This is a genomic window from Haliea sp. (assembly GCF_040221975.1).
Classification (GTDB): domain Bacteria; phylum Pseudomonadota; class Gammaproteobacteria; order Pseudomonadales; family Halieaceae; genus Haliea.
Genome location: NZ_JAVJWR010000036.1, coordinates 276635 through 298512 on the forward strand (window position 1 = coordinate 276635; position 21878 = coordinate 298512).

Below are 21878 nucleotides of genomic sequence, written 5' to 3' on the forward strand. Positions count from 1 at the left end.
TCCGACCCGGCGGGCCGTGGTCAGCGTGCGTAGACCTCGGGATTCACACAATGGGGCATGGGCTGCCCCTGCAGGGCGGCGATGGCGTTGGCGGCGGCGATATCCGCCATCCGCGCCCGGGTCCGGGTCGTGGCACTGCCGATGTGCGGCGCCAGCACCACGTTCGGCAGTGCCAGCAACGGGTTGCCCGTTGGTACCGGCTCCTCGGCAAAGACATCAACACCGGCGGCATACAGCGCGCCACTGGCCAGCGCCGCCGCCAGTGCCGGTTCATCAACAATGCCGCCGCGCGCAGTATTCACCAGCACCGCTCCCGGCTTCATCGCGGCGATTTCCGCGGCACCGAGCAAGCCACGGGTATCCGCGGTCAGGGCGAGGTGCACGCTGACGAAATCGCTGCGCGCCAGCAGCGCCTCCAGGGAGAGCTGCTCGACCCCCGGAATGTCCTTGGGACTCCGGTTCCAGCCGACCACCTCCATGCCGAAGGCCGCAGCGCGACGGGCCATGGCCTGGCCGATGTCACCCAGGCCGATCACGCCGAGAGTGGCGCCACTGACATCCTTGCCGGTGAAGAAGTCCGGCGACCAGCGGTTCTCCCGCCGCCACTCTCCCCGACGCACAAAATGGTCCGCCTCGGTGATTCGACGGGCGGCGGCCAGCAGCAGGGCGAAGGCCGTGTCCGCGGTGGTATCCGTCAGCACTCCCGGGGTATGTCCCAGGGGGATGCCACGAGCGGTAAGCGCAGCCACATCGACGTGGTCGACACCCGCCGACATGCTGGAGACGAACTGCAGGTCGGGCATCGCATCCAGCAACTCGCGGTCAATCCGGTCCGTCAGCAGGCAGACCAGGCCCTCGCAGCCCGTAAGTTCCTCGCGCAGGGACGCCGCCGGCAGCAGGCCCGGACCCAGCCACACGTTCACGGCGCAATACGCCGACAGCTCGTGGATGCGGCGCCCGGGCAGTTCGTGGGTAACAAACACTTTTCTGTTCATGGCGTCGAGCATACCGCAATCCCGGTGACCGGCAACAGGCAAGCGGCGGTTTCTGCGAACCGGCAATCGGATTAAGATGTGCGCCTGTGCCGGGGAACACACACCCCTCCCGGCAGTCGAAGCCTCCTGCCACCGCAGATCCGACTTTACCTGACAGGCCCGAACATGAATGACAGCAGTGTTGCACTGAATGGCGACCTTTCCCGGCATGTGATCGTGGACACACAGTCCATGGACTGGACGCCCAGTCCCGGTGGCCACGTATTGCGCAAGCGCCTGCACCGGGTGGGCCAGGCCGAATCCGGCCAGGTGACCTCCCTGGTACGCTACGAGCCCGGCGCCCGATTCCCCGCCCACGATCACCCCCAGGGCGAGGAAATCCTGGTTCTGGAAGGTGTCTTCTCCGACGAACACGGCGACTGGCCGGCCGGCACCTACCTGCTGAACCCGGAGGGATTTCGCCACGCGCCGTTTTCCCGCGACGGCTGCCTGCTGTTCGTGAAGCTGCGGCAGTACCCGGGTGCGGACCGGGAGCACGTGGTCGTGGACACCGCGGCCCGGCCCTGGCAGCCGTCCGTGCGCAAGAATACCAGCTGGAAAAAACTCTACGCCCAGGAGCCCTACACCGACTTCATGCGCCTGGAAAGCTGGGACACGCCCGCCGCCATTGGCCAGATCAACTTTCCCCAGGGGGCGGAGATCCTGGTCCTGAAGGGCAGCTTCAGCGACGACCGGGGCGACTACCGCACCCACTGCTGGCTGCGCATCCCCGCCGGCGGCTCCATTCACCCGACCAGCAACGAATACTGCGAGCTCTACATCAAGGAGGGCGGCTTCGGCTACCTGCGCAGCGCGGCCTGACCCGGCTACAGGGTCAGGCCACCGTCAACGACAATGCACTCGCCGTTGGTATAGCTGGACGCATCCGAGACCAGGTACAGCACCGCACCTGCCATCTCCTCCGGCTCAGCGTGGCGCTGCATGGGGATTTTCTCGATGGCAGTCTGGTAGATCTCGTCATTGCTGAACAGGGCACCGGCAAACCTGGTTTTGGTAAGCCCCGGCAGCAAGGCATTGCAGCGGATACCGAAGCCGCCGCACTCTTTCGCAAACACCTTGGTCATGTTGACTACCGCGGCCTTGGTGATTGAGTAGATCCCCTGCATGGGACCGGGCTGCAGCGCATTGACCGAGGCGGTGTTGACGATGGCACCGCGGCCCTGCTCCCGCATCAGCTTGCCGGCTTCGACCGACATGAAGAAGTAGCCGCGGATGTTGACGTCCACGGTTTTCTGGAAGGCGGCGAGATCAGTGTCCAGCACATGCCCGAAGTAGGGGTTGGCGGCACCGTTGTTGACGCAGATATCCAGCCGCCCATGAGCACTGCGGATGTGCTCGAACAATGCCTGGATGGCGGCCATGTCACCGACATTGCAGGCGCACGCTTCGGCGCTGCCGCCACTCGCACGGATGGCATCCGCCACCGGCTCACAGCCCTCCAGTTTGCGGCTGGATACGATCACATGCGCGCCCTGCTCCGCCAGCAGGCGCGCAATGGCTTCGCCGATACCGCGACTGGCGCCGCTCACCAGGGCGATGCGCCCATTAAGGTCAAACAACTTGGTGGTCATGCTCAGGGTTCTCCTTGTGTCGTTCCTGCGTGTCTGCCGGCGTGGCAGGTGCGGCGGAAAGCCGCGTGGGTGGTGGCCCCAGGGTCCAGGCCAGATAAAACAGCACCAGCACGATACACCCCAGCCAGGCCCCGACATAGCCGAACAGCGTCAGATTGGCACCCGCCAGCAGCGGCCCCAGTACCCGGCCCCAGGAGGCGGCAGAGGCCGTTGTGCCGAGCATCTGCCCGCGCAGCTGGTGGCAGGTGCGCTGGCTGGTAATGGTGTTGAGCAGGGGCATGCACAGGGTTGCACCGGACATCGCGAGATACAGTGCCGCCAGCATCCACGGCATGCTGGCCGCGAACACCGCCAGCCACAGGCCGAGCATCAGGCTGGCCACGCAGATCCGCAACAATCGCCACTCTCCAGCCAGCCGCACCAGCGGCCCCAGCAATCCGCCCTGCAGCAGCACCATGATCGCGCCCTGGACGCCGAACACGATCCCCACCTGCCGCGCACCCCAACCCAGCAGATCCCCCAGCCACAGCGGTGCCAGGTAGGTCACGGAGCTGATCGCCGCTGCGTGGAGCACGTACTGCAGCACCAGCATGCGGCTTTCAGTCTGTCGCAGCATGGTCCAGGTGGAGGCGCGAGAACCGTCGCGCTGCCGGCGCAGATTGGCGGCGCGCCGCTCGGCGGAGACTGACTCCGGCAGGAACAGGGCCGCCGCGGCAATAGCCAACAGCGACATGCCACCGGCCACCAGGCAGGGCAGGGTGAAGCTGCCGCTGTCACCGGCCAGCAGCCCTCCCAGCAGCGGTCCCAGTATCAGGCCCAGGCCAAAGGCCGCGCCGATCATGCCCATGCCTTTGGCACGTTTCTCGGGGGAGGTGATGTCGCTCATCATCGCGGATGCCACACCGAGGTTGCCCGCCATGATGCCGGCAAAGGCCCGCGCCGCAAAGATCATCCACAGCTGCGTCGCCAGTCCCAGCATTACATAGGATACGGCCGCGCCCCCCAGGCACAGCATGATCACCGGCTTGCGCCCCAGTCGGTCGGATAGCCGGCCCCAAAACGGCCCGGATATCCCGGCAAAGGCGGCATAGGTGACGATAATGAGAGCGATGTCGATCTTGTCGGCCCCCAGTTGCGGGGACAGAAACGGCAGGATGGGAATGACAATGCCGAACCCGATCAGGTCCAGCAGGACAACACCGAACAGGATCGGCATCAGTCGGCGGTCAGGAACGAGCCGCTGGCGATGGAGGCGCCGCTGATACCGACAATGATGCGCTCTGCCATGCCCTGTCCTGCCCCGCGAAAAGACCTGCACTGTACCAGTACGCTCGACGGATTTCACCGCCCGAAAGGCGTCACCGGGGCTCCGCTGTAGTAAGCTTGTGGGAAGGCAACGACAGAAACCGGACAACCATGCTGCACACAGCGCGGCTCACCATTGAGCCCCTCACCCTGGACGATGCTCCCTTTATCCAGGCACTGCTGAACGACCCGGATTTCATCACCCAGATCGCCGATCGCGGCATTCGCGACGAGGCTGCGGCCCGGCGCTACCTGGAGGAGGGTCCGCTCGCCAGTTACCGCGAGCACGGTTTCGGACTCTGGGCGGTGCGTCCACGCGGCGGCGGCGCTGCGATTGGCATCTGCGGACTGCTGCAGCGAGAGACGCTTGCGGACGTGGATATCGGCTATGCCCTGTTGCCGCAGGCACGCGGCAAGGGATTCGCCAGGGAGGCGGCAGAGGCGGTGTTGCACTATGCGCGGGAGACGTTGGGACTGACCCGGCTGGTGGCTATTGTGGCACCGGGAAATGCGCCCTCGCGGGCGCTGCTGGAAGGGCTCGGCTTCAGGCATGAGCGCCTGGTGCAGCTCACGCCCGAGGCCGAGAACCTCTGCCTGTATGGCTGGAAAGCCTCAGAACCGGTAGCGTAGGCCGGCCTCGATCGAGCGCCCGGCCTCCGGCGCCACATCGCGCAGGAACGAGGTACTGAGGCGGATTTCCTCATCACCCAGATTGCGTGCGGCGAGGAACAGGGTCAGCTCGCTGGCGCCCAGCGGCAGACGGTAGTCGGCGCCCAGATCCCAGCGTGTGTAACCGTCCGTGGGCTCCTCGTTGACGCCGGCGCGGTCCTGGCTGGACGCTTCCACGACCCGGGTCCACAGCTCCAGGGCATCGTTGCCCCAGCTCAGGCGCCCACCGATGCGTCGCGGAGGCAGGCGCGGCACAAAGTCGCCGCTGTCCAGCTTGCCGCGGGTGACGTCAGCAAATACACCGAGCCGGAATTCGCCCCCGGCAAAACTGCCGAGGCCAAACTGGCCGTTGACTTCCGCACCATAGAACTCGGCATCTTCCTGGGTATAGGCGAGTACCGGCAGCTCATCGACTTCCAGGCCGGTATTCATCAGGGTGATGTAGTCGGCAAAGTCGTTGTAGTAAAAGGTGACTTCGAGATCCTTGTTGCCATTGTGCCAGTGTAGCGACAGATCGACGTTACGCGACACCTCGGTCTCGAGGTCGGGGTCGCCCAGCTCGATTGCAGCGGTTGCCGCATGTTCAATCCAGTCTTCCGGGCCGCTGCCATCGACATTGGAAAACAGCTCTTCAATGGACGGCGCGCGCTCTGAGCGGGCCAGCTGCATGCGCAACTGCCAGTCTTCCCCGGCATTCCAGATAGCGGAGCCGGAGAGGCTCACTGCGGTGAAATCCTGCTTGCCCGCGCTCACCGCGTCCGGGTCACGCTGATCGCGATCCAGCCGCAGGCCGGCTTCGAAAATCCAGTTGCCCGTGCGCCAGTCCTCGATCAGGAACAGACCCAGATCGCGGCTGTCGGTCACCGGGATGAAAGCCTCCTCGCCCAGGGCGCTGAACTCACCGACCCTGGCCTGCAGACCCAGGGCACCGCGAAACCCGGCAACCTCGGCGTGCACCAGCTCGACCCGGGTCTCCCAGGTCTCATTGCTGTACAGGGTGCCAACCTCGCCATCACCCTCGATTTCGGCGTGCTCGTAATCCGTGTAGGTCACGGTGCTGCGCAGGGACTCAAAACCGGGCAGGGGTTCGACCAGCTCGAAAGCGAGATCATAGCGGGTCTGCTCGACATCGAGGCGAATACCACCTTCCTCTCCGTCTTCAGCGTGGTCATCGTCGTGGTCGTCGTGGTCCGCATCGCCGTGGTCCGCATCGTCGTGGTCGTCATGATGACCATGTGCACCGGCGGGAATACCGTACTCGTTCTCCAGCCGGCTGACCGCAAAACCGAGCAGACCGCGATCGAAATGGTAGCTGGAGCCCAGGGTCAGGGCCCGGGTGCGACCACCGGTGTTGTCGATAAAACCATCGGTGGTCTCCACTTCGTCGTCGTGGTCGTCGTGGTCGTCGTCGTGGTCGTCGTCGTGATCGTCATCGTGGTCGTCGTGGTCGCGGGCCGCCAGTCCGGGAATATCGAGGTTGTTCCAATCCCGGTACAGGGCATCGATATGAAAGGCCATATTGCCGCTGCCGGCGTCGACCCGCAGCACGGCAGTATCCATGTCCGGGGCCGAATCGTGACGCATTTCCGCACCGCCCTCGACACCATCAATACGCTGTCGCGGGATCCGGTTATCGATCACGTTCACCACCCCGCCGATGGCGCCGGCGCCGTAGAGCATGGTGGCGGGGCCGCGCAGGACCTCTATGCTGTCTGCCAGCAGGGCCTCTACTGAAACTGCGTGGTCGGCGCTGACTGCCGAGGCATCGGCACTGCTGGTCCCGTTCTGCAGCACAGTGACCCGGGGGCCCTGCTGGCCCCGGATTACCGGCTGGCCCACACCTGGGCCGAAGGAGGCATTGGCCAGGCCGGGGATATCGCCCAGGGTATCGCCGATGCTGGTGCGGGCGGCACGGCGCAGGTCCTCACCGGTCAGCACGGTGACCGGCAGGGCGGTTTCCGCCTCCTGCTTCTGCAGCGGCGCGGTAACCAACACATGTTCGAGGGGCAGCGATTGCGCTGCCGCGTTCGCACTGGCAACTGCCAGCGCGAGAGGCATGAAACGTTTCATGGTCTACTCCTGATAGAAGAAAAGAAAAAGTTTTCTCTCAGGAGTGGGCGGGGGGACCTGTGGTCTGGCGCGGCAGGTAGCGGTTGCAGGCGCGCGCGGCAAACGGTGCCGACAGCAGCAGTACCAGCAGCAGGGGGAACAAGAGCAGCGGCAGCACGCTTGCCAGCGGCAATGGCGCGGAGGTCTTGCACAGCAGACACTCTGCTGGCGAGTCACCAAGCCCGTGGGCATGGCTTGCTTCGAGAGTCTGGACACCCGTGAGACACAGCAGAGCCAGTACCGCGACAATGCGGGCCAGGCGGCGGCTGCGGGCTTTCAGGGTGAAGGACGGAAGCATGACGTTTACAGCACGACAAACGGATCGATGGCGGAGTATAGCGGCTCCTCCGGCGAGCAGCCAAATTTTTCGTTACCGCACTTCAGGCCGACAGCTGCTCCAGCATGGCTGCCATTTTCGCATGCAGCAGGTTGATGCCCTTCAGCGGCCGCACCATGACCTTGAATTCGACAATCTTCCCGTCCACGTTGAAGGTAATGATATCGACCCCGTTGACGGTGATACCGTCGATATCGCAGGTAAACTCCAGCACCGCATGGGGCTCCGCAACGACCTCCTTGACGTAGCGAAAGCTGTCGTTGAACACCGCCATGGCGCCGGTCAGGTACATGCGGGTGAGATCGCGCCCCTCCTGCGGCCGGTGCACGACCGGAGACCAGAACACGCAATCTTCCGCCAACAACGCCTCCAGGCGAGATGGATCGCCTGATTTGACTATCTCGTGCCACTCCGCCAGTGCCTGCAACATGGTGTCTCCCGCTTCGCTGTCAGCGGCAAAGATGCCACTGCAAACCTGCTTTGTCCATGCAGTCAGGGTAGCGCAGCGAGGAAGCTGTCGATCGCGCGCCGGGACTCCGGCTCGTCCAGGGTGGGTGCATGGCCGCGGCGGGGAATCTCCGCGCTGACCAGGTCAGGCTTGCGCCGCCGCATCTCCGCCACGCAGCTGGCGGCCAGGATATCGGAGTGAATGCCACGCAGAACCAGAATCGGCAGCTCGCGGATGGATTCGAATACCGGCCAGAGGTCCGGCGGTACCGCGTTGTCGTCGCTGGCGGCCATCGGCTCGGCGATCGCCGGGTCATAGGCCGGCACTGGCCGGCCGTCCACCTCGCGATACAGGGCGCGGGTAAAGCCCAGCCAATCCTCGTCGGTAAAATCGGGGAACGCGGCAGCATTGATGGCCCGGACCTGGGCTACGGCTTGCTCCCAGTCGGCAGCCGGTTGTGTCTTGCCGACATAGCCCTTGATGCGTTCCAGCCCCGCCGGATCCACCTCGGGACCAATATCGTTGAGAACAATGCCGTTGACCCGGGCCGGCTGCATGGCCGCCATCAGCATGGCCATCAGGCCTCCCATGGAGGTCCCCACCAGCAGGGCCTCCTGTACCCCCTGGCCGTCCAGCAGGGTAAACATGTCCTGCACGTAGGTGCCGGGGTGATAATTGGCGGGGTTGGGGTCGTAGTCCGAGCGGCCACGGCCGCGCTGCTCGGCTACCAGTACCCGGTAGCGCTGTGCCAGATGCGGAGCCAGGCCGGCAAAATCGGCGGCATTGCGGGTCAGGCCGTGCATGCACAGGGCCACCGGCGCACCGGTGCCGGGGCCGGCATAATCGCGCGCATACAGGCGCAGGCCATCGCTGCTGTGGTACCAGAGGTCCGTAAACTCAGTCATGCTGCAGCTCCGTAAACTGTGCGCGCAGCTCGCGCTTGAGGATCTTGCCGTTGGGGTTGCGCGGCAGGCTGTCGGCAAAGCGGACTGCCGCCAGCCGCTGTTGCTTGCCGAGGCGCGCATTGGCCCAGGCCAGCAGCTCCTCCGTACCTTCCGCGGCATCCGCTTCCGGTACCACCACCGCCAGCGGCGTTTCCCCCCAGCGGGCACTGGTTATGCCAATGACGGCGACGTCGTTGACTGACGGATGCTGCACCAGCACCGCCTCAATATCCTGAGGATACACGTTCTGGCCACCGGACAGGATCATGTCCTTTTTCCGGTCGACAATAAACAGGAAACCATCCTCATCAACATAGCCGATATCGCCCGAGCGCAGCCACTGCACGCCCTGTCCATCGACGAACTCGGACTCGCGATTGGCGTCGTCGCGATGCCAATAGCCGGGCATGGTGATCCGCCCCCGGGAGGCAATCTCCCCAGGGCTGTTGGCGCCGAGCACGCGATCATCATCATCGACGATGCAGATGTCGGTGCCGATCAGCGGTTTGCCCACCGAATCCCAGCGGCCTGTGGCCTCCTCCGGCTCAAGGGTGGTAATGATGCCCTCCGTCAGCCCGTACAGCTCGATAATGCCGCAGGGGAAGTGGCGGAAGATTTCCCGCTTGAGGCCCTCGCGCAGGGGCGAGCCACAGCTCATCATGGCGTGCATGCTGCTGACGTCGAAGCTGCCCTGGACCATCTGCTCGCATACCCGCTGGAACTGTACCGGCACCATCGCCGTGTGGGTTATGCGCTCGCGCGCCACGGTTGCCAGAAATTCCACCGGATCAAACCGCGTGTGTACCACCAGGGTACCGCCCGCCAGCACCGTGCACAGCATCGCCACCCAGGAGATGTTGGAGTACAGACCCAGGGTGAGCAGTGTGCGCGCGGCCCCGTGGTAACGCAGGGCGATAGCGAGGTCGTAGGCCCAGTCGCGGCGAGTGCGGTGACTGTGCAGGATACCCTTGGGCTGACCGGTGGTACCCGAACTGTAAATGATATTGAGCGGCGCATCCGGCGTCAGCGTCAGCGCCGGCAATGCAGCCGGCTGTCCGTCGCACAGCTCAGCGAGGCCAGTCCAGGTGTCGTCGCCGTCGCCTGCGGTGACGCACAGGCGCAGGCAGTGGGACAGTGAAGGCAACAGCGGCTGCAGACGTGCCTGCTGGTCCGCGCTGACCACCAGCGCGGTGATTCCGGCATCCAGCAACATGGAGCGCAGGGCTTCATCACTGACCGACAGATTGACCGGGACCGATACCGCACCCGCGGCCAGGGTGCCGAACAGGGCCTGCACCATCGCCAGGCCGTTGCTCATCACCACGCCGACGCGATCGCCGGCGACCACCCCGCGGGACCGCAGCCCATGGGCGAACCGGTGGTTGGCCGCGGTGAACTGCGCCCAGTCCAGGCGCACCTCACCACAGACCAGCGCCGGCTTGTGTGCGCGCCATTTGCCGTGCAGTGCCAGGATTTCCGGCAACAGGGGCACCGGCGCCTCGAATCCGCTCATGTTGCCGACCCCAGTCTAGAAGCGGTATTCCACCGTGGCGGTCACCGTGCGCGGCGGCGCATAGAACACGGAGGTGTTGTCTTCCAGCCCCAGTGTCGAGGGGCAGCCGCCGGAGCCAAAACAGTAGCCCGCGGTCTTGATCAGCTCATCGGTCAGATTCTTGCCATGGATACCAAACAGCCACTGCTCGTCCGAGCTGAGCCAGACAATGCTGGCATTGAGGATGTCGTAGCTCTCCTGGTCGATGACGGGCACTGGCGCCTCGAACTGGGTGATGTCGCCCTTGTAGGACCAGTTCAGATTCGCGGTGACGTCACCACCGGCAAGTCCGGTGCTGTAGATCAGGCCGACATACACCATTTCCTCCGGTGTATTCTGCACCGCGCGCTGGTCGGACACGTCCACGCCGTTGACCTGCCAGTCCTTGATCTCGGCGTCCAGGAAGCTGAGCGCAAGCTGCATGCTGAAGCCCTGCCCCAGCAGGATGTTGCCTTCCAGCTCGATACCCGAGATCTCTGCCTCGGCGGCATTGGTCACGGTACCCACGAAGCCGTCGTTGACACCGTCGCCGTCACTGTCGGTGCCTACCGAACCGGGGATCTGCATGTCCTGGTAGTCACTGTAGAACAGCGCGATGTTGGTGACCGCGCGCCCGTCCCACCAGGTGGTCTTGTAGCCGAGCTCCCAGGAATCGAGGGTTTCCGGGTCAAAGCCGCGCTCGACTTCGGGGGTCGCGAAGTTGGCGCCGCGGGGATCGAAGCTGCCTGCCTTCCAGCCCTGGCTGTAGCTGGCGTAGACCGTGGTGTCATCATTCAATGCGTAGCTCAGATTGAGCCGTGGCGAGAAGTCAGTATAGGTTTTGCTGGCTTCATAGTCGCTGGTGGTGGCCAGCAAGATGGCACTGTCATTGCCGAGGAACGGCGAACCAAGACCCAGGTAGGTGCCGCGGAAAACATCCGCAGTGCGCTTGTCCTCGGTGTAGCGCCCGCCGACAGACAGTGACAGGGCCTCGGTCAGACTATAGGTCACGTCTGCAAACAGCGACCAGGCTTCCGTATCCACCGTACCGCCAGTGTAGGCGGTAACCGGGCCGAGCTGTCCCAGCACCACATCAAAATCGTTGGAAGCTGTCGCGTCCAGGTAGTAAAAACCGGTGACCAGGTTCCAGCGGTCGGCGTTGTACAGTAGCTGGAATTCCTGGCTGAACTGCTCGTTGTCGTAGATGACCGGGGCGTCAAAATCCATGACCGCGAGGCCGTCGAAGTCGATCACGGATTCGGTGTAGTCTTCGCGCCAGGCGCTGATCGAACGCAGGGTGATGGTATCACTGAAGTTCCAGTCCACCGACAGCATCAGGCCTTCGGCGTCGATCTCATTGTTGCCGTTGATGCCTGCTGTAGACACTGACGCGGAAGCGCCGGCAGTAGTGTCATAGGGGTCGTTGAGTACAGGTACGCCACTCACGGCGCCAGGAAAGGGCCGAAAGCCGGCAACGGGATTGGTCTTGTCGTTGAGCTTGTCGTAGGCGAGGCGGACCAGCCAATCGTCATTGGGCAGCCACTCGGCACTGGCACGCCAGGCGAACAGGTCCTTGTCGTAGTGCTCGTCCCCGGTGGTGAGGTTCTTGCCGTAGCCGTCGCGGGTCAGCGACGCCACTGTCGCACCGACGCGGAAGGTATCGGTTACCGGTGCTGACACGGTGCCAACCAGGTCCATCTGCTCATAGCTGCCATAGGACGCTTTCAGGCGCACATCAACGTCGTCGCTGAGCCGGCGGGTCACGTACTTGATGGCTCCGCCCACGGCATTGCGCCCGTACAGCGTGCCCTGGGGACCGCGCAGCACCTCCACCCGCTCGACATCATAGATGTCCAACAGGGCCGCCTGGGGCCGGGCGATATAGACGTCATCCAGATACAGGGCCACGCCCTGCTCAAAGCCGGCAAGAGGATCCTGTTGGCCAACACCGCGGATAAAGGCGGTCAGCGTGGTGCTGGTGGCCCGGGAGGGTTCCAGGGTCACGCTGGGAATCATCTGCGCCAGCTCGCTGATATCGGTGGCCCCGCGCAGACGCAGGGCATCGCCGGACAGCGCGGTAACCGCGATGGGGACATCCTGCAGGTTTTCCGCCCGGCGCCGGGCGGTAACCACCACTTCTTCCAGCGCCAGAGCCGGGCCGGTCTGCGCCAGGGCGGGGCTGAACTGTGCTGCGGAAGCCAGGGAAACTGCCAGGGCAATAGCGGAGCGCGGTGCGAGTGCTTTCATGAGGATCACCTTTTTCATTATGAGTAGTCTGGTCGACTCTGCGCTTGCGACGCAGATTCAACAATTGTTGAATTCCGGAGCAAAATATTCAACATTTGTTGAAATGTCAAGTGGGTCTTGCGGCGGGAGCAGGCAGTTCAGGCTTGGGCCGGGTCAACAGCAGCCCCAACAGCCCGTAGGTCAGGGCCAGAAAAATGGCGTAGCTGGCGGATACCGCCGGATTCTGCACCAGCCCCGAAAAAGTCAGCCCCAGGTGGGTAAACAGGCCCAGCAGGGCCGCACCCAGCACCACCCAGAGGGGAATGTGGCGCCGCACCAGCACCCCGAACAGCACCGGCACGATGGACGCCGCCGCCAGCCCATACACGCCTTTCTGCGCAAACAGGCCGATCAGGGGCGGCGGGTTCCAGGCCAGGACCACACCCACCACACCCACCAGCACCAGGACAATGCGCGACAGTGCCAGCGCGTTGTAGCGGTCACCCCAGAGGGGCTGGACGATATCGCTGACCACCATCGCCGACAGGGACACCAGAATCCCGTCCAGTGTGCTCATGCCCGCCGCCAGCAGGGTCAGGAAGATGAATACCAGCACGTACTCCCCCCACAGGGAACTGCCAAATTCGAACAACAGGTACTCCCGCACTACCGTGTCCTGCTCCGGCACCTCCAGTCCCGCCAGCCGGGCGTAGAACCCGATCATCAGCATGAGGGAGAAAACAGTGCCGACCACCACCGTAGTGCCGATGAACTTGCCGATGTCGCGCTCGCTGCGCAGGTAGAGCACCTTGGTCAGGATATGCGGCTGCAGCATCAGCGCAAACGTCACCACGAAACCGCTGACAAAGACCGAGAAGAAGTCGAAATACAGCTCGCTGGTACTGTTGAAGGCACCGGCGTAGCCTGCGCCAACCCCGCGCAGCGCCGCCAGCGGGTCATCCCCAAAGTATTTCCAGCCCTGCGCAAACAGGATCACCGTGATCGCCAGCATCATCAGACCCTGCAGGGTGTTGGTGTAGGCGTGGGCATAGGTCCCGCCCATCAACACATAGGAAAACACGAACACGAGCACCAGGATCAACGCGGTTTTCTGGTCGACGGGGAACAGGCCCGTCACCAACAGGCTGCAGCCCACCAGGATCAGCACCACAAAGGTAATCGACAGCAGATTGATGAAGGCGAAGAACAGGCTCAGGCCGCGGTGGTTGTAGCGGTAGAAGATCCACTGCGGAATGGTCAGGGCCTGGCTGCTCTCCCCCAGGCGCAGGAACCCGCGGGTCAGGACCAGGAAAGCCGTGAGAATTCCCAGGGACCCGGCGAGACCGTAGTGCAGATAGGCGCTGAGGCCATGGCTATAGACGAATCCGGGATTGATCACGAACGTCGCCGTGGACGCGATCGACGCCGCCAGGGTAATGCCGATCAGGTAAGGGCTCATGTCCTTGTTGCCGATGGAGAAACCGCGGATGTCGCGGGTGCGGCGCATGCCCACCCAGGACAGCCAGAAAACCAGTACAACATAGCTTGCGGTGATCAGGTACTTGAACAGCTCGGGATTCATGGCGGGGTGCCCGGTTATGGTTATGGTGTCGGTCCGGGGCGGATTCTGAACAAAATCCGCGAAACTTTCAACAAGCGTTGAAATTTAGATTGTGCTATTGTCTCGCCGGACAAAAAAAGACACGCACTGATCATGAGCAACTCCCGCAGCCAGCCCAAACGAGAACGCATCCTGGATATCGCGGAGGAGCTGTTTGCGCTGCATGGCTACGACGGTGTGACACTGCGCCAGATCGCCAAGGGCGCCGGGGTCGATGTGGCACTGGCCAGCTATCACTTCGGCAAGAAGCTGGACCTGTTCAACGCGGTTTTCGAGCGCAGGGCGGAGCTGCTCAACAGCGCCCGCCTGGACGCACTGCGGGCCTGCCAGCAATCGGCGGCCAGCAGGGGACCCAGCGTTGAACAGATTATTGAGGCCTTCCTGCGGCCGCTGGAACTGGCCCAGGAAACCGGGGACCCGGGCTGGCAGCACTATCTGGCGCTCATCGCCTACATCAACAACTCTCCCTACTGGGGGCCGCGCATGATGTCCAAGCTGTTTGACGAACTGGTGAGCGAGTTCATCGCCGCCCTGCGCAAGGCGCTGCCGGACGCCCGGGACGAAGACCTGTACTGGTGCTACCACAACCTGTCCGGTGCACTGACCCTGACCCTGGCGCAGACCGGTCGCATCGACAAGCTGTCAGGCGGCAAGTGTCGTTCCGCAGATTTCGAGGCCGCCTACAATCACATGATCCCGTTTGTTGCCGCGGGCTTCAGGCAGGTCTGCGGCAAGAGTGCGCAGAAATAGTCTCGCTCCCCTCCACTAGAGGTCTGTCTCGCTCTGGAAATCCCGCTCTATCCGCTGCTGCAATTCAAACCGGGTGACGCCATTGTGGCTGTTGCTGGACTGCATGCGCTGCTGGTAGCGCTGGCGCCGGTACTGCGCCACCAGGCGCGGGAACCGCTCCTCCTCCAGCTCGCCTGCGATCAATGCTTCAATAAACGCGATGTCTATGCCTACCCGGTAGGCAATGCGGCTGGGCCGGATCTTGTGGGCGTGAAACTCGGCCACAATGTGGATCTGCTGCTCGCGGCTATAGTTGCACTGGCGCGAGTAGCCATAGGGCGGCGACGGCGTGCGGGAGTCGGTTAGGGTCGGCGGATTTTTCATGGCGCTGTTGTAGCAGGAGCCACCGGCGATGCCAAGCCCAAATCCACTCAGGGCGTTGGCTGCAGCATCTTCAGCGTCGCTCGCCGTGGCCACAAATGACTGGCCGCTGACGGTTAATTTCTGCCCATGGCACTACTATACTCAAGCTTCGGTTTCGCCAGCCAATTCGTCAACACAAGGATAACAGCCATGAATGCACCGCCATCAGTTACCCCGGCAGAAGATATCGAGCAGCGCATGCTGCAGACGCTGGAAGCCCAGCGCAAGGACTACCTGCGCGAGGGGGATGTCTCCGCTGAGACGCGCATCGACCGGCTTGATCGCGGGATAGATGTGGTGCTCAAGTACCAGGACAGAATTGTTGCAGCGCTGGACGCAGATTTCGGCTGCAGGGCCCGCCAGGTCAGCCTGCTGACCGACGTCGCTGCCTCGGTCACGCCGATGAAACACGCACGCAAGCACCTGCGCAAATGGATGCGGCCCCGGCGCCGGCCCACCATGTTCCCGCTCAACCTGCTCGGTGGCCGCTCCCGCATCGAATACCAGCCGCTGGGCGTTGTCGGCGTGATCTCGCCCTGGAACTTCCCGGTGAACCTGACCTTCGGCCCGCTGGCCGGGATTCTCGCCGCCGGTAACCGGGCCCTGATCAAGCCCTCGGAGTTCACGCCGGCCACCTCCGAAGTCATGGCGGAAATGGTCGCCGAGGCCTGGGACGAAAAGGAAGTGGCCATCTTTACCGGCGGGCCGGAGGTGGGCCAGGCCTTTTCCGCCCTGCCCTTCGACCACCTGCTGTTTACCGGCGCAACCTCTGTGGCCCGCCACATCATGACCGCGGCGGCCCGCAACCTGGTGCCGGTGACCCTGGAACTGGGCGGCAAATCGCCAGTGATCGTTTCCCGCAGCGCCAACCTTGAGCAGAGCCTGGAGCGGATCATGCTGGGCAAGACCTTGAACGCCGGCCAGATCTGCCTGGCGCCGGACTACCTGATGGTGCCGGAGGAAAAGCTGCAGGACGTGATCGCCGCGGCGGAAAAGGCGGTCACTGCCATGTACCCCACCATCCTCGGCAATCCCGAATACACCGCCGTGGTCAACGAGCGACACTACGAGCGCCTGACCGGCTACCTGCGCGAGGCCGAGGAGCGGGGCTTCAAGACCATAACAATCAATCCGGCCGGGGAAGATTTCAGCGCCCAGCAGGGCAGCCGCAAGATTCCCCCGACCCTGATCCCGCAGCCCGCGGAAGATCTCAAGGTCATGCAGGAGGAGCTGTTCGGTCCCCTGCTGCCGATCCGCACCTACAAGGATTTCAACGAGACCATCGATTACGTCAATGCCAACCCGCGGCCCCTGGCAGCGTATTACTTCGGCAGCGACAAGGCCGAAGAAGAGGCCGTACTCAAGCGCACCACTTCCGGCGGCGCCTGTATCAACGATGTCATCATGCATGTCATGCAGGAAGAGCTGCCTTTCGGCGGCGTTGGGCCCAGCGGCATGGGCGCCTACCACGGCGAGACCGGGTTCCGTACCTTCAGTCACGCCAAGTCCATCTACCGGCAGGCGGGCATCAATGTCGGCAAGCTGGGCGGCATGCTGCCGCCCTATGGCAAGGCCACGGAGAAAACCATCAGCATGCAGGTCAAGAAGTAACCACAGCGGACGGCGGCGATGCGATTGTGGCAGCAGTATCTCGCCCTGATCGCCGCTGTCCTGCTACCATGTGCGGCTATGACAGCAGCCGCCAGTTCCCCGATTGTTATTGCCCACCGCGGCGCCAGCGGCTATGTGCCGGAACACACCCTGGCGGCCAAGGCCATGGCCCACGCCATGGGCGCCGACTACATTGAACAGGATGTGGTGCTGACCCGCGATGGCATCCCCATCGTCCTCCATGACATCCACCTGGAATCCACCACCGACGTTGCCGCGCGCTTTCCCGATCGCGCCCGGCAGGATGGTCGCTTTTATGCGATCGACTTCACTCTTGCGGAAATCCGCACCCTGCGCGCGCACGAACGCACCGGGGCGGATGGCAACGCCGCTTTTCCCGGCCGCTTTCCACTCGGGCCGGGCCTGCTCACCGTCCCCACCCTGGCGGAAGAAATCGACTTCATCAGCGGGCTGGACCGCAGCAGGGGCCGCAGGACCGGCCTCTACATTGAATTCAAGGCGCCCAACTTCCACCGCCGGGAAGGTCACGACATTGCCCGCCGGGTGCTGGACGTGCTGGTGGAGAAGGGCTATGACCAGCGCCGGGACCAGGTCTTCCTGCAGTGTTTTGACGACGTCACCCTGCGCTACCTGCGCGACACCCTGCAGACGCCGTTGCCACTGATCCAGCTGATCGCCGACAACAGCTGGGGCGAGGACAGCGAAGTGGACTACGATTTCCTGCAAACCGCCCCCGGTCTCGATGCCGTGGCAAGCTACGCCGATGGCATCGGTCCCTGGCTGATGCAGATCTACCGCGGCAAGCAGGCCGATGGCAGCGTGGAGCTGAGCAACCTGGTGGCACTCGCGCACGAGCGGGGACTACAGGTACACCCCTATACATTCCGCGCCGACCAGTTGCCGGCAGGTATCGGCAGCTTCGCGGAATTGCTCGACATCTTTCTGCACCAGGCAGGGGTAGACGGTCTGTTTACCGACTTCCCCGACCTCGCCAGAGACTATTTGCTTCAGCACCCAGTGAACAGGACCTCCCCGTGACACCCAGAGTCAACCGGCGCACCAAGATTGTTGCCACCATCGGCCCCGGCAGCGAGTCCGATGACATGATAGCCCGGCTCATCACCGCGGGCGTCAATGTGTTCCGGCTCAACTTCAGCCACGGCTCCGCAGAGCAGCACGCCAGGGTGGCCCGGCGCATCCGCAAGCAGGCGGCAGTAGCCGGCCGCTACGTGGGAATCCTGGCCGACCTGCAGGGGCCCAAAATCCGGATTGGCAGTTTTCGCGACGGCTCGGTGCGGCTGGAGACTGGCGACCGGTTCCGGCTGGACCTGGGTCTGGGGGAAGGCGAGGGCGATGCCCACGGCGTCGGCCTGGACTACCGCGAGCTCACCACCAGCGTGTTCCGCGGTGACACGCTGTTGCTCGATGACGGTCGCCTGCGGCTGCGTGTGGACGAAGTCCAGACCAGCACCGTCGACTGCACCGTTCTGGTCGGCGGTATCCTCGGCTCACGCAAGGGCATCAACCGCCTCGGCGGCGGTCTCGCCGCGCCGGCGCTGACCACCAAGGACATCGCCGATATCGACAGCCTCGCCGAAGTGCGCCCTGACTTTGTCGCCGTTTCCTTCGTCTCCAGTGCCGAGGACATTTTCCAGACCCGCGACCTGCTGCGGGCCCACCAGCTCGAGCCGGCCATCATCGCCAAGATTGAACGGGCCGAGGTGGTGGCCGACAACGACACGCTCAACGGCATTATCGACGCCGCCTTCGGCATTATGGTCGCCAGGGGTGATCTCGGGGTGGAGGTGGGCGACGCGGAGCTGATAGGCCTGCAGAAGGACCTGATATCGCGCGCCCGCAAAATGGACCGGGTAGTCATCACCGCGACCCAGATGATGGAGTCGATGATCAGCAGTCCCATGCCCACCCGGGCAGAGGTATTCGACGTGGCCAACGCCGTGCTCGACGGCACTGACGCGGTAATGCTGTCGGCGGAAACCGCTGTGGGCAGTTACCCGGTGGAAGTGGTTACCGCGATGGCCGACGCGGCACTGGGAGCCGAGCGCCATCCGGTGGCGAGAACCTCCCGCTATCGTCTCGACAAGCAGTTTGCCAGCGCCCAGGAAACCATTGCCATGTCGGCAATCTACGCCGCCAATCACTACAAGACCGTGCGCGGAATTGCCTGCCTCACCGAATCCGGCACCACGCCGCTGCTGATGTCGCGCTTGAGCTCGGGACTGCCGATCTTTGCCCTGAGCAGCCGCAGTGAAACCCTGCAGCGGCTGTGCCTGTGTCGCGGCGTAGTGCCCCTGTTTTTCGACGCCAGCGTGTTTGACCAGGACACCGTCGAGGCCAGCGCCATCGAGTTCCTCTGTGACGAGGGGCAGCTACACAAGGGCGACGCGGTCCTGCTGACCAAGGGTGCCATCATGGGCAGGCCCGGCTCCACCAACATCATGAAGATCCTGCCGGTCGCATGAAGCGGGGGCCGGAGCGCGGCGGACGTCTGGTAGCGGACATCGGCGGCACCAATACCCGCATAGCCCTGTATCAGCTCACTGACGATCGGCTGCGGGCCATAAAGCGCTACCGGAATTGCGACTTCAATGGTCTGGAAGCCGTGCTCAGCCACTGGCTGGATGAGCATCCTGAAGCCAGGCCCCGGGACGCCTGCATCGCCGTCGCGGCGCCGCCCGAGGGCGATTGCGCGCACATGAGCAACTGCAACTGGTCCTTCCGCGGCAGCGAGCTGGCAGCGCGCTTCAACTGGGATCGGGTCGGCCTGATCAACGACTTCCAGGCCAACGCCTTTGCACTGCCGTGGCTGCAGCCCGGGGACTGGTACGAGATCCATCCCGGAACGGCCCGCTATGCGCGCATGGCCACGCTGGGGCCAGGCACCGGACTCGGTGGTGCGGTACTGGATACTGGCTCCGAGCCTCACCGGGCCATCGCCTGCGAACCGGGACACATGGCGCTGGCGCCTCAGGGCCTGCAGGAACTGGAACTGTGGCGTGTGCTCATGCACGAACACAGCCGCATCTACAGCGAACTGTTGCTGTCAGGGCCCGGCCTGCAGCGCCTTTATCAGGCGCTGGCCACCGTGGATGGTGTGGTCGCGGAACCCCTGTGTGGCGAAGAGATCAGCGCCCGTGCACTGGCTGGCTCGGACGCACTTTGCGCCGCCACGTTGCGCCGGTTTTGCTCGCTGCTGGGCACGGCCAGCGCCGATTTCATTCTCGCCAGCGGCGCATTTGGCGGTCTCTATCTGGCGGGCGGTATCCTGCCCTCCTTTCCGGGATTCCTGCAGGATAGCGAATTTCACCAGCGCTTCACTGATCGCGGCCCCATGCAGGGCCATCTCCAGCGCATGCCGGTGAGGGTCATCACCCATCCGCAACCCGGGCTGCTGGGCGCGGCACATGCGCCCCTGGGCTGAGCCCTTGCGGTCGCAAACGGGTAAAATTGCCCAAAAAATTTCCTCTCGCTGCAATCCCAGTGCCCGAAGGCGGTGCTACACTTCCTGAAGCTGAGCAATCAGTGGTATTTATGCGCGTCCTCGAAGTTCCCTCAAGTTCCTCGGTACGTTGAACATAAATAGATGACTAACCCCCTGGGGCCCGGACGGGCTTCCCAAAGCAATACAGGTAACACTTATGTCTACAGAAACCGGCACCGTTAAGTGGTTTAACGAGACCAAGGGATTCGGCTTTATCGAGCGCGAAGGCGGCCCCGATGTATTTGTTCACTTCAGCGCCATCAAGGGCGAAGGGTTCAAGACGCTAACAGATGGCCAGAAGGTACAGTTCACGGTCACCAATGGCCAGAAAGGCCCCCAGGCCGAGAACGTAACTCCTATCTGAGGGGGACAAGTTTGGGCAAATAAAAAGGAGCACAATGTGCTCCTTTTTTTTACAAGCTCGCGCTGTCAGCCACTTTCCAGTTGCTTCTGGCGTTCGATTTCCGAATCCATGTACTGAATCCATTGCCTGGCGTACTGCGCTGACCGCTCGTCGCGCCCGGCGGCCTGAAACGCTTCCCGCGCCTTTTCATACTGCTTGGTATTGAAGTAGGCCATGCCCAGCACCAGCCTGGCAGAATCCGGGCGGCGTACACCACCGCGCTGCAGGCCCCGGGTTATCGCGGTAATGGCCTCCTCATTGCGGTCGCCATCCAGATAGATGTTGCCCAGGCGGGCATAAAGCTCGCCGTCCTCGGACTTGGCTGCGGCCTTTTCCATTGCTGGAATCGCCTCTTCCACTTCCTGGGCCTGGCGCAGGGCATTGCCGAGAATCTCGTAATTGCGCGAGCTGTCCTCGATCGATTTGTTCTTGAGGCCCCTGTCCATCACCTTGGCGGCCTTGTAGGGCACCTCGGCATTCAGGTAGAGATAGGCCATGGTGACCTGCTCCGTCCCCTTGTCGAGCATGTCCTGCACATAGGCGGTTTCCATGGCGGCGAGCTGTTTGCTGTCCCGCTTCTGTTCGCCATACATGTGCGACAACTGGACCCAGTACTGCTTGTCAGGATAGTGCTTGAGCAATTCCTCCAGCACCCGCACGGTATTGGTGATGTCGCCTTTTTCAAAGTAAAGGAAGCGGGCCAGGTTGTACCACTGCTCCTTGGGCGTCTTGTCCTTTTCCTGGTACAGGGAGATCGCCTTCTCCACATTGGTCAAGGCCTTGGTGTAGTCGTTGAGCTGGTAATAGCCCTGGGCAAGAAGAACGTAGGCTTCCTCGTTCGGATTCTCGTTCAACTTGAACCAGTCCAGCAGTGCATTGACCCCCTGCTGCCAGCGTTCCTGCACAAAGTACAGCTGGGCAATGGTATAGCGGGTATTGATCTCCATTGCCAGCGGGATATCCGGCTGCCTGACCACGTTTTCATAGGCCTGCAGGGCAGCGTTGTAGTCTTCCCGGGTATAGTGTATGAAAGCGTACAGGTTGTAGACATTGGCGAGTTCATAGCTGTTGAGTTCATTCTTGCCACCCGCGGACAGCATGTCGTCCAGAACACGCGAGGCGGTCGCCAGATCGTTGGCCTCGGCCGCCGCCTGGGCCTCGGCCAGCTTTTCATAAACCTGGTTGCGCAGCGCCGGTGTGCGCCGCGTCTCGCGTTGCTCGCCTTCCTCCTGGGCCACGGCCGCAGCAAACGGCCGCAACCCGAGTTCAGACTGGACCTGGGTCACGGCGACCTGCGCCACCGCCACCGGTAGCGCCAGCAGCGCTGCCCGCAGCCAAATACCGGAATCATGGAGTTTCATACGTACCACCAC

20 protein-coding genes are annotated in these 21878 nt (G+C 63.3%); 8 read left to right on the plus strand and 12 right to left on the minus strand.

The window, feature by feature from the left end; genetic code table 11:
* Positions 1-20: 20 nt before the first annotated feature.
* Entirely contained in the window at positions 21-1007 is a 987-nt protein-coding gene (locus RLO07_RS19435) for a 2-hydroxyacid dehydrogenase (RefSeq protein WP_462293808.1), read from the minus strand.
* A gap of 153 nt (positions 1008-1160) precedes the next feature.
* On the opposite strand from RLO07_RS19435, the gene RLO07_RS19440 reads away from it, so the two are divergent.
* Positions 1161-1856, plus strand: coding sequence for a cupin domain-containing protein (locus tag RLO07_RS19440; RefSeq protein WP_462293809.1), 696 nt, complete (start codon positions 1161-1163; stop codon positions 1854-1856).
* Positions 1857-1861: 5 nt separating this feature from the next.
* Here RLO07_RS19440 and RLO07_RS19445 read toward each other — a convergent pair whose 3' ends face one another.
* Positions 1862-2626, minus strand: a complete 765-nt coding sequence (locus RLO07_RS19445; protein ID WP_462293810.1) for an SDR family oxidoreductase — start codon at positions 2624-2626, stop codon at positions 1862-1864.
* A complete protein-coding gene (locus tag RLO07_RS19450; RefSeq protein ID WP_462293811.1) occupies positions 2607-3842 on the minus strand; it encodes an MFS transporter in 1236 nt (411 codons plus the stop codon). Before RLO07_RS19450 ends, RLO07_RS19445 begins: the two co-directional genes overlap by 20 nt.
* A gap of 200 nt (positions 3843-4042) precedes the next feature.
* On the opposite strand from RLO07_RS19450, the gene RLO07_RS19455 reads away from it, so the two are divergent.
* The gene (locus tag RLO07_RS19455; RefSeq protein WP_462293812.1) at positions 4043-4561 is read left to right on the plus strand and encodes a GNAT family N-acetyltransferase; all 519 of its coding nucleotides are present in this window, start codon (positions 4043-4045) and stop codon (positions 4559-4561) included.
* Here RLO07_RS19455 and RLO07_RS19460 read toward each other — a convergent pair.
* The 7 genes from RLO07_RS19460 to RLO07_RS19490 form a co-directional block, all read right to left on the minus strand.
* A complete protein-coding gene (locus RLO07_RS19460) occupies positions 4544-6670 on the minus strand; it encodes a TonB-dependent receptor (protein WP_462293813.1) in 2127 nt (708 codons plus the stop codon). The genes RLO07_RS19455 and RLO07_RS19460 overlap by 18 nt on opposite strands.
* 37 nt (positions 6671-6707) lie before the next feature.
* Complete coding sequence (locus tag RLO07_RS19465) at positions 6708-7007, minus strand: hypothetical protein (RefSeq protein ID WP_462293814.1); 300 nt, start codon at positions 7005-7007, stop codon at positions 6708-6710.
* 82 nt (positions 7008-7089) lie between these two features.
* On the minus strand, positions 7090-7476 hold the full coding sequence (locus RLO07_RS19470) for a nuclear transport factor 2 family protein (RefSeq protein ID WP_462293815.1): 387 nt from the start codon (positions 7474-7476) through the stop codon (positions 7090-7092).
* Positions 7477-7538: 62 nt separating this feature from the next.
* Complete coding sequence (locus RLO07_RS19475; RefSeq protein WP_462293816.1) at positions 7539-8399, minus strand: alpha/beta fold hydrolase; 861 nt, start codon at positions 8397-8399, stop codon at positions 7539-7541.
* Positions 8392-9951 (minus strand): class I adenylate-forming enzyme family protein, encoded by a 1560-nt coding sequence (locus RLO07_RS19480; RefSeq protein ID WP_462293817.1) that lies wholly within the window; start codon positions 9949-9951, stop codon positions 8392-8394. The genes RLO07_RS19475 and RLO07_RS19480 overlap by 8 nt, the downstream gene beginning before the upstream one ends.
* Before the next feature lie 15 nt (positions 9952-9966).
* Positions 9967-12216 (minus strand): TonB-dependent receptor, encoded by a 2250-nt coding sequence (locus tag RLO07_RS19485; RefSeq protein WP_462293818.1) that lies wholly within the window; start codon positions 12214-12216, stop codon positions 9967-9969.
* 106 nt (positions 12217-12322) lie between these two features.
* On the minus strand, positions 12323-13777 hold the full coding sequence (locus RLO07_RS19490; protein WP_462293819.1) for a sodium:solute symporter family transporter: 1455 nt from the start codon (positions 13775-13777) through the stop codon (positions 12323-12325).
* Positions 13778-13909: 132 nt separating this feature from the next.
* On the opposite strand from RLO07_RS19490, the gene RLO07_RS19495 reads away from it, so the two are divergent.
* Positions 13910-14566, plus strand: a complete 657-nt coding sequence (locus tag RLO07_RS19495) for a TetR/AcrR family transcriptional regulator (protein WP_462293820.1) — start codon at positions 13910-13912, stop codon at positions 14564-14566.
* Between the two features lie 15 nt (positions 14567-14581).
* On the opposite strand, the gene RLO07_RS19500 is transcribed toward RLO07_RS19495, so the two are convergent.
* Entirely contained in the window at positions 14582-15022 is a 441-nt protein-coding gene (locus RLO07_RS19500) for a hypothetical protein (RefSeq protein ID WP_462293821.1), read from the minus strand.
* A 96-nt stretch (positions 15023-15118) separates the two neighbouring features.
* Between RLO07_RS19500 and RLO07_RS19505 the strand changes: the two genes are divergently transcribed.
* From RLO07_RS19505 to RLO07_RS19525, 5 genes are all read left to right on the plus strand, one after another.
* On the plus strand, positions 15119-16579 hold the full coding sequence (locus tag RLO07_RS19505) for a coniferyl aldehyde dehydrogenase (RefSeq protein WP_462293822.1): 1461 nt from the start codon (positions 15119-15121) through the stop codon (positions 16577-16579).
* Positions 16580-16597: 18 nt separating this feature from the next.
* Positions 16598-17638, plus strand: a complete 1041-nt coding sequence (gene glpQ / locus RLO07_RS19510) for a glycerophosphodiester phosphodiesterase (protein ID WP_462293823.1) — start codon at positions 16598-16600, stop codon at positions 17636-17638.
* Positions 17635-19083 (plus strand): pyruvate kinase, encoded by a 1449-nt coding sequence (gene pyk, locus RLO07_RS19515; RefSeq protein ID WP_462293824.1) that lies wholly within the window; start codon positions 17635-17637, stop codon positions 19081-19083. The genes glpQ and pyk overlap by 4 nt, the downstream gene beginning before the upstream one ends.
* Positions 19080-20042, plus strand: coding sequence for a glucokinase (gene glk, locus RLO07_RS19520; RefSeq protein WP_462293825.1), 963 nt, complete (start codon positions 19080-19082; stop codon positions 20040-20042). The genes pyk and glk overlap by 4 nt, the downstream gene beginning before the upstream one ends.
* Before the next feature lie 217 nt (positions 20043-20259).
* On the plus strand, positions 20260-20466 hold the full coding sequence (locus RLO07_RS19525; RefSeq protein WP_462293826.1) for a cold-shock protein: 207 nt from the start codon (positions 20260-20262) through the stop codon (positions 20464-20466).
* A 65-nt stretch (positions 20467-20531) separates the two neighbouring features.
* Here RLO07_RS19525 and RLO07_RS19530 read toward each other — a convergent pair whose 3' ends face one another.
* On the minus strand, positions 20532-21866 hold the full coding sequence (locus tag RLO07_RS19530; protein WP_462293827.1) for a tetratricopeptide repeat protein: 1335 nt from the start codon (positions 21864-21866) through the stop codon (positions 20532-20534).
* Positions 21867-21878: the final 12 nt, after the last annotated feature.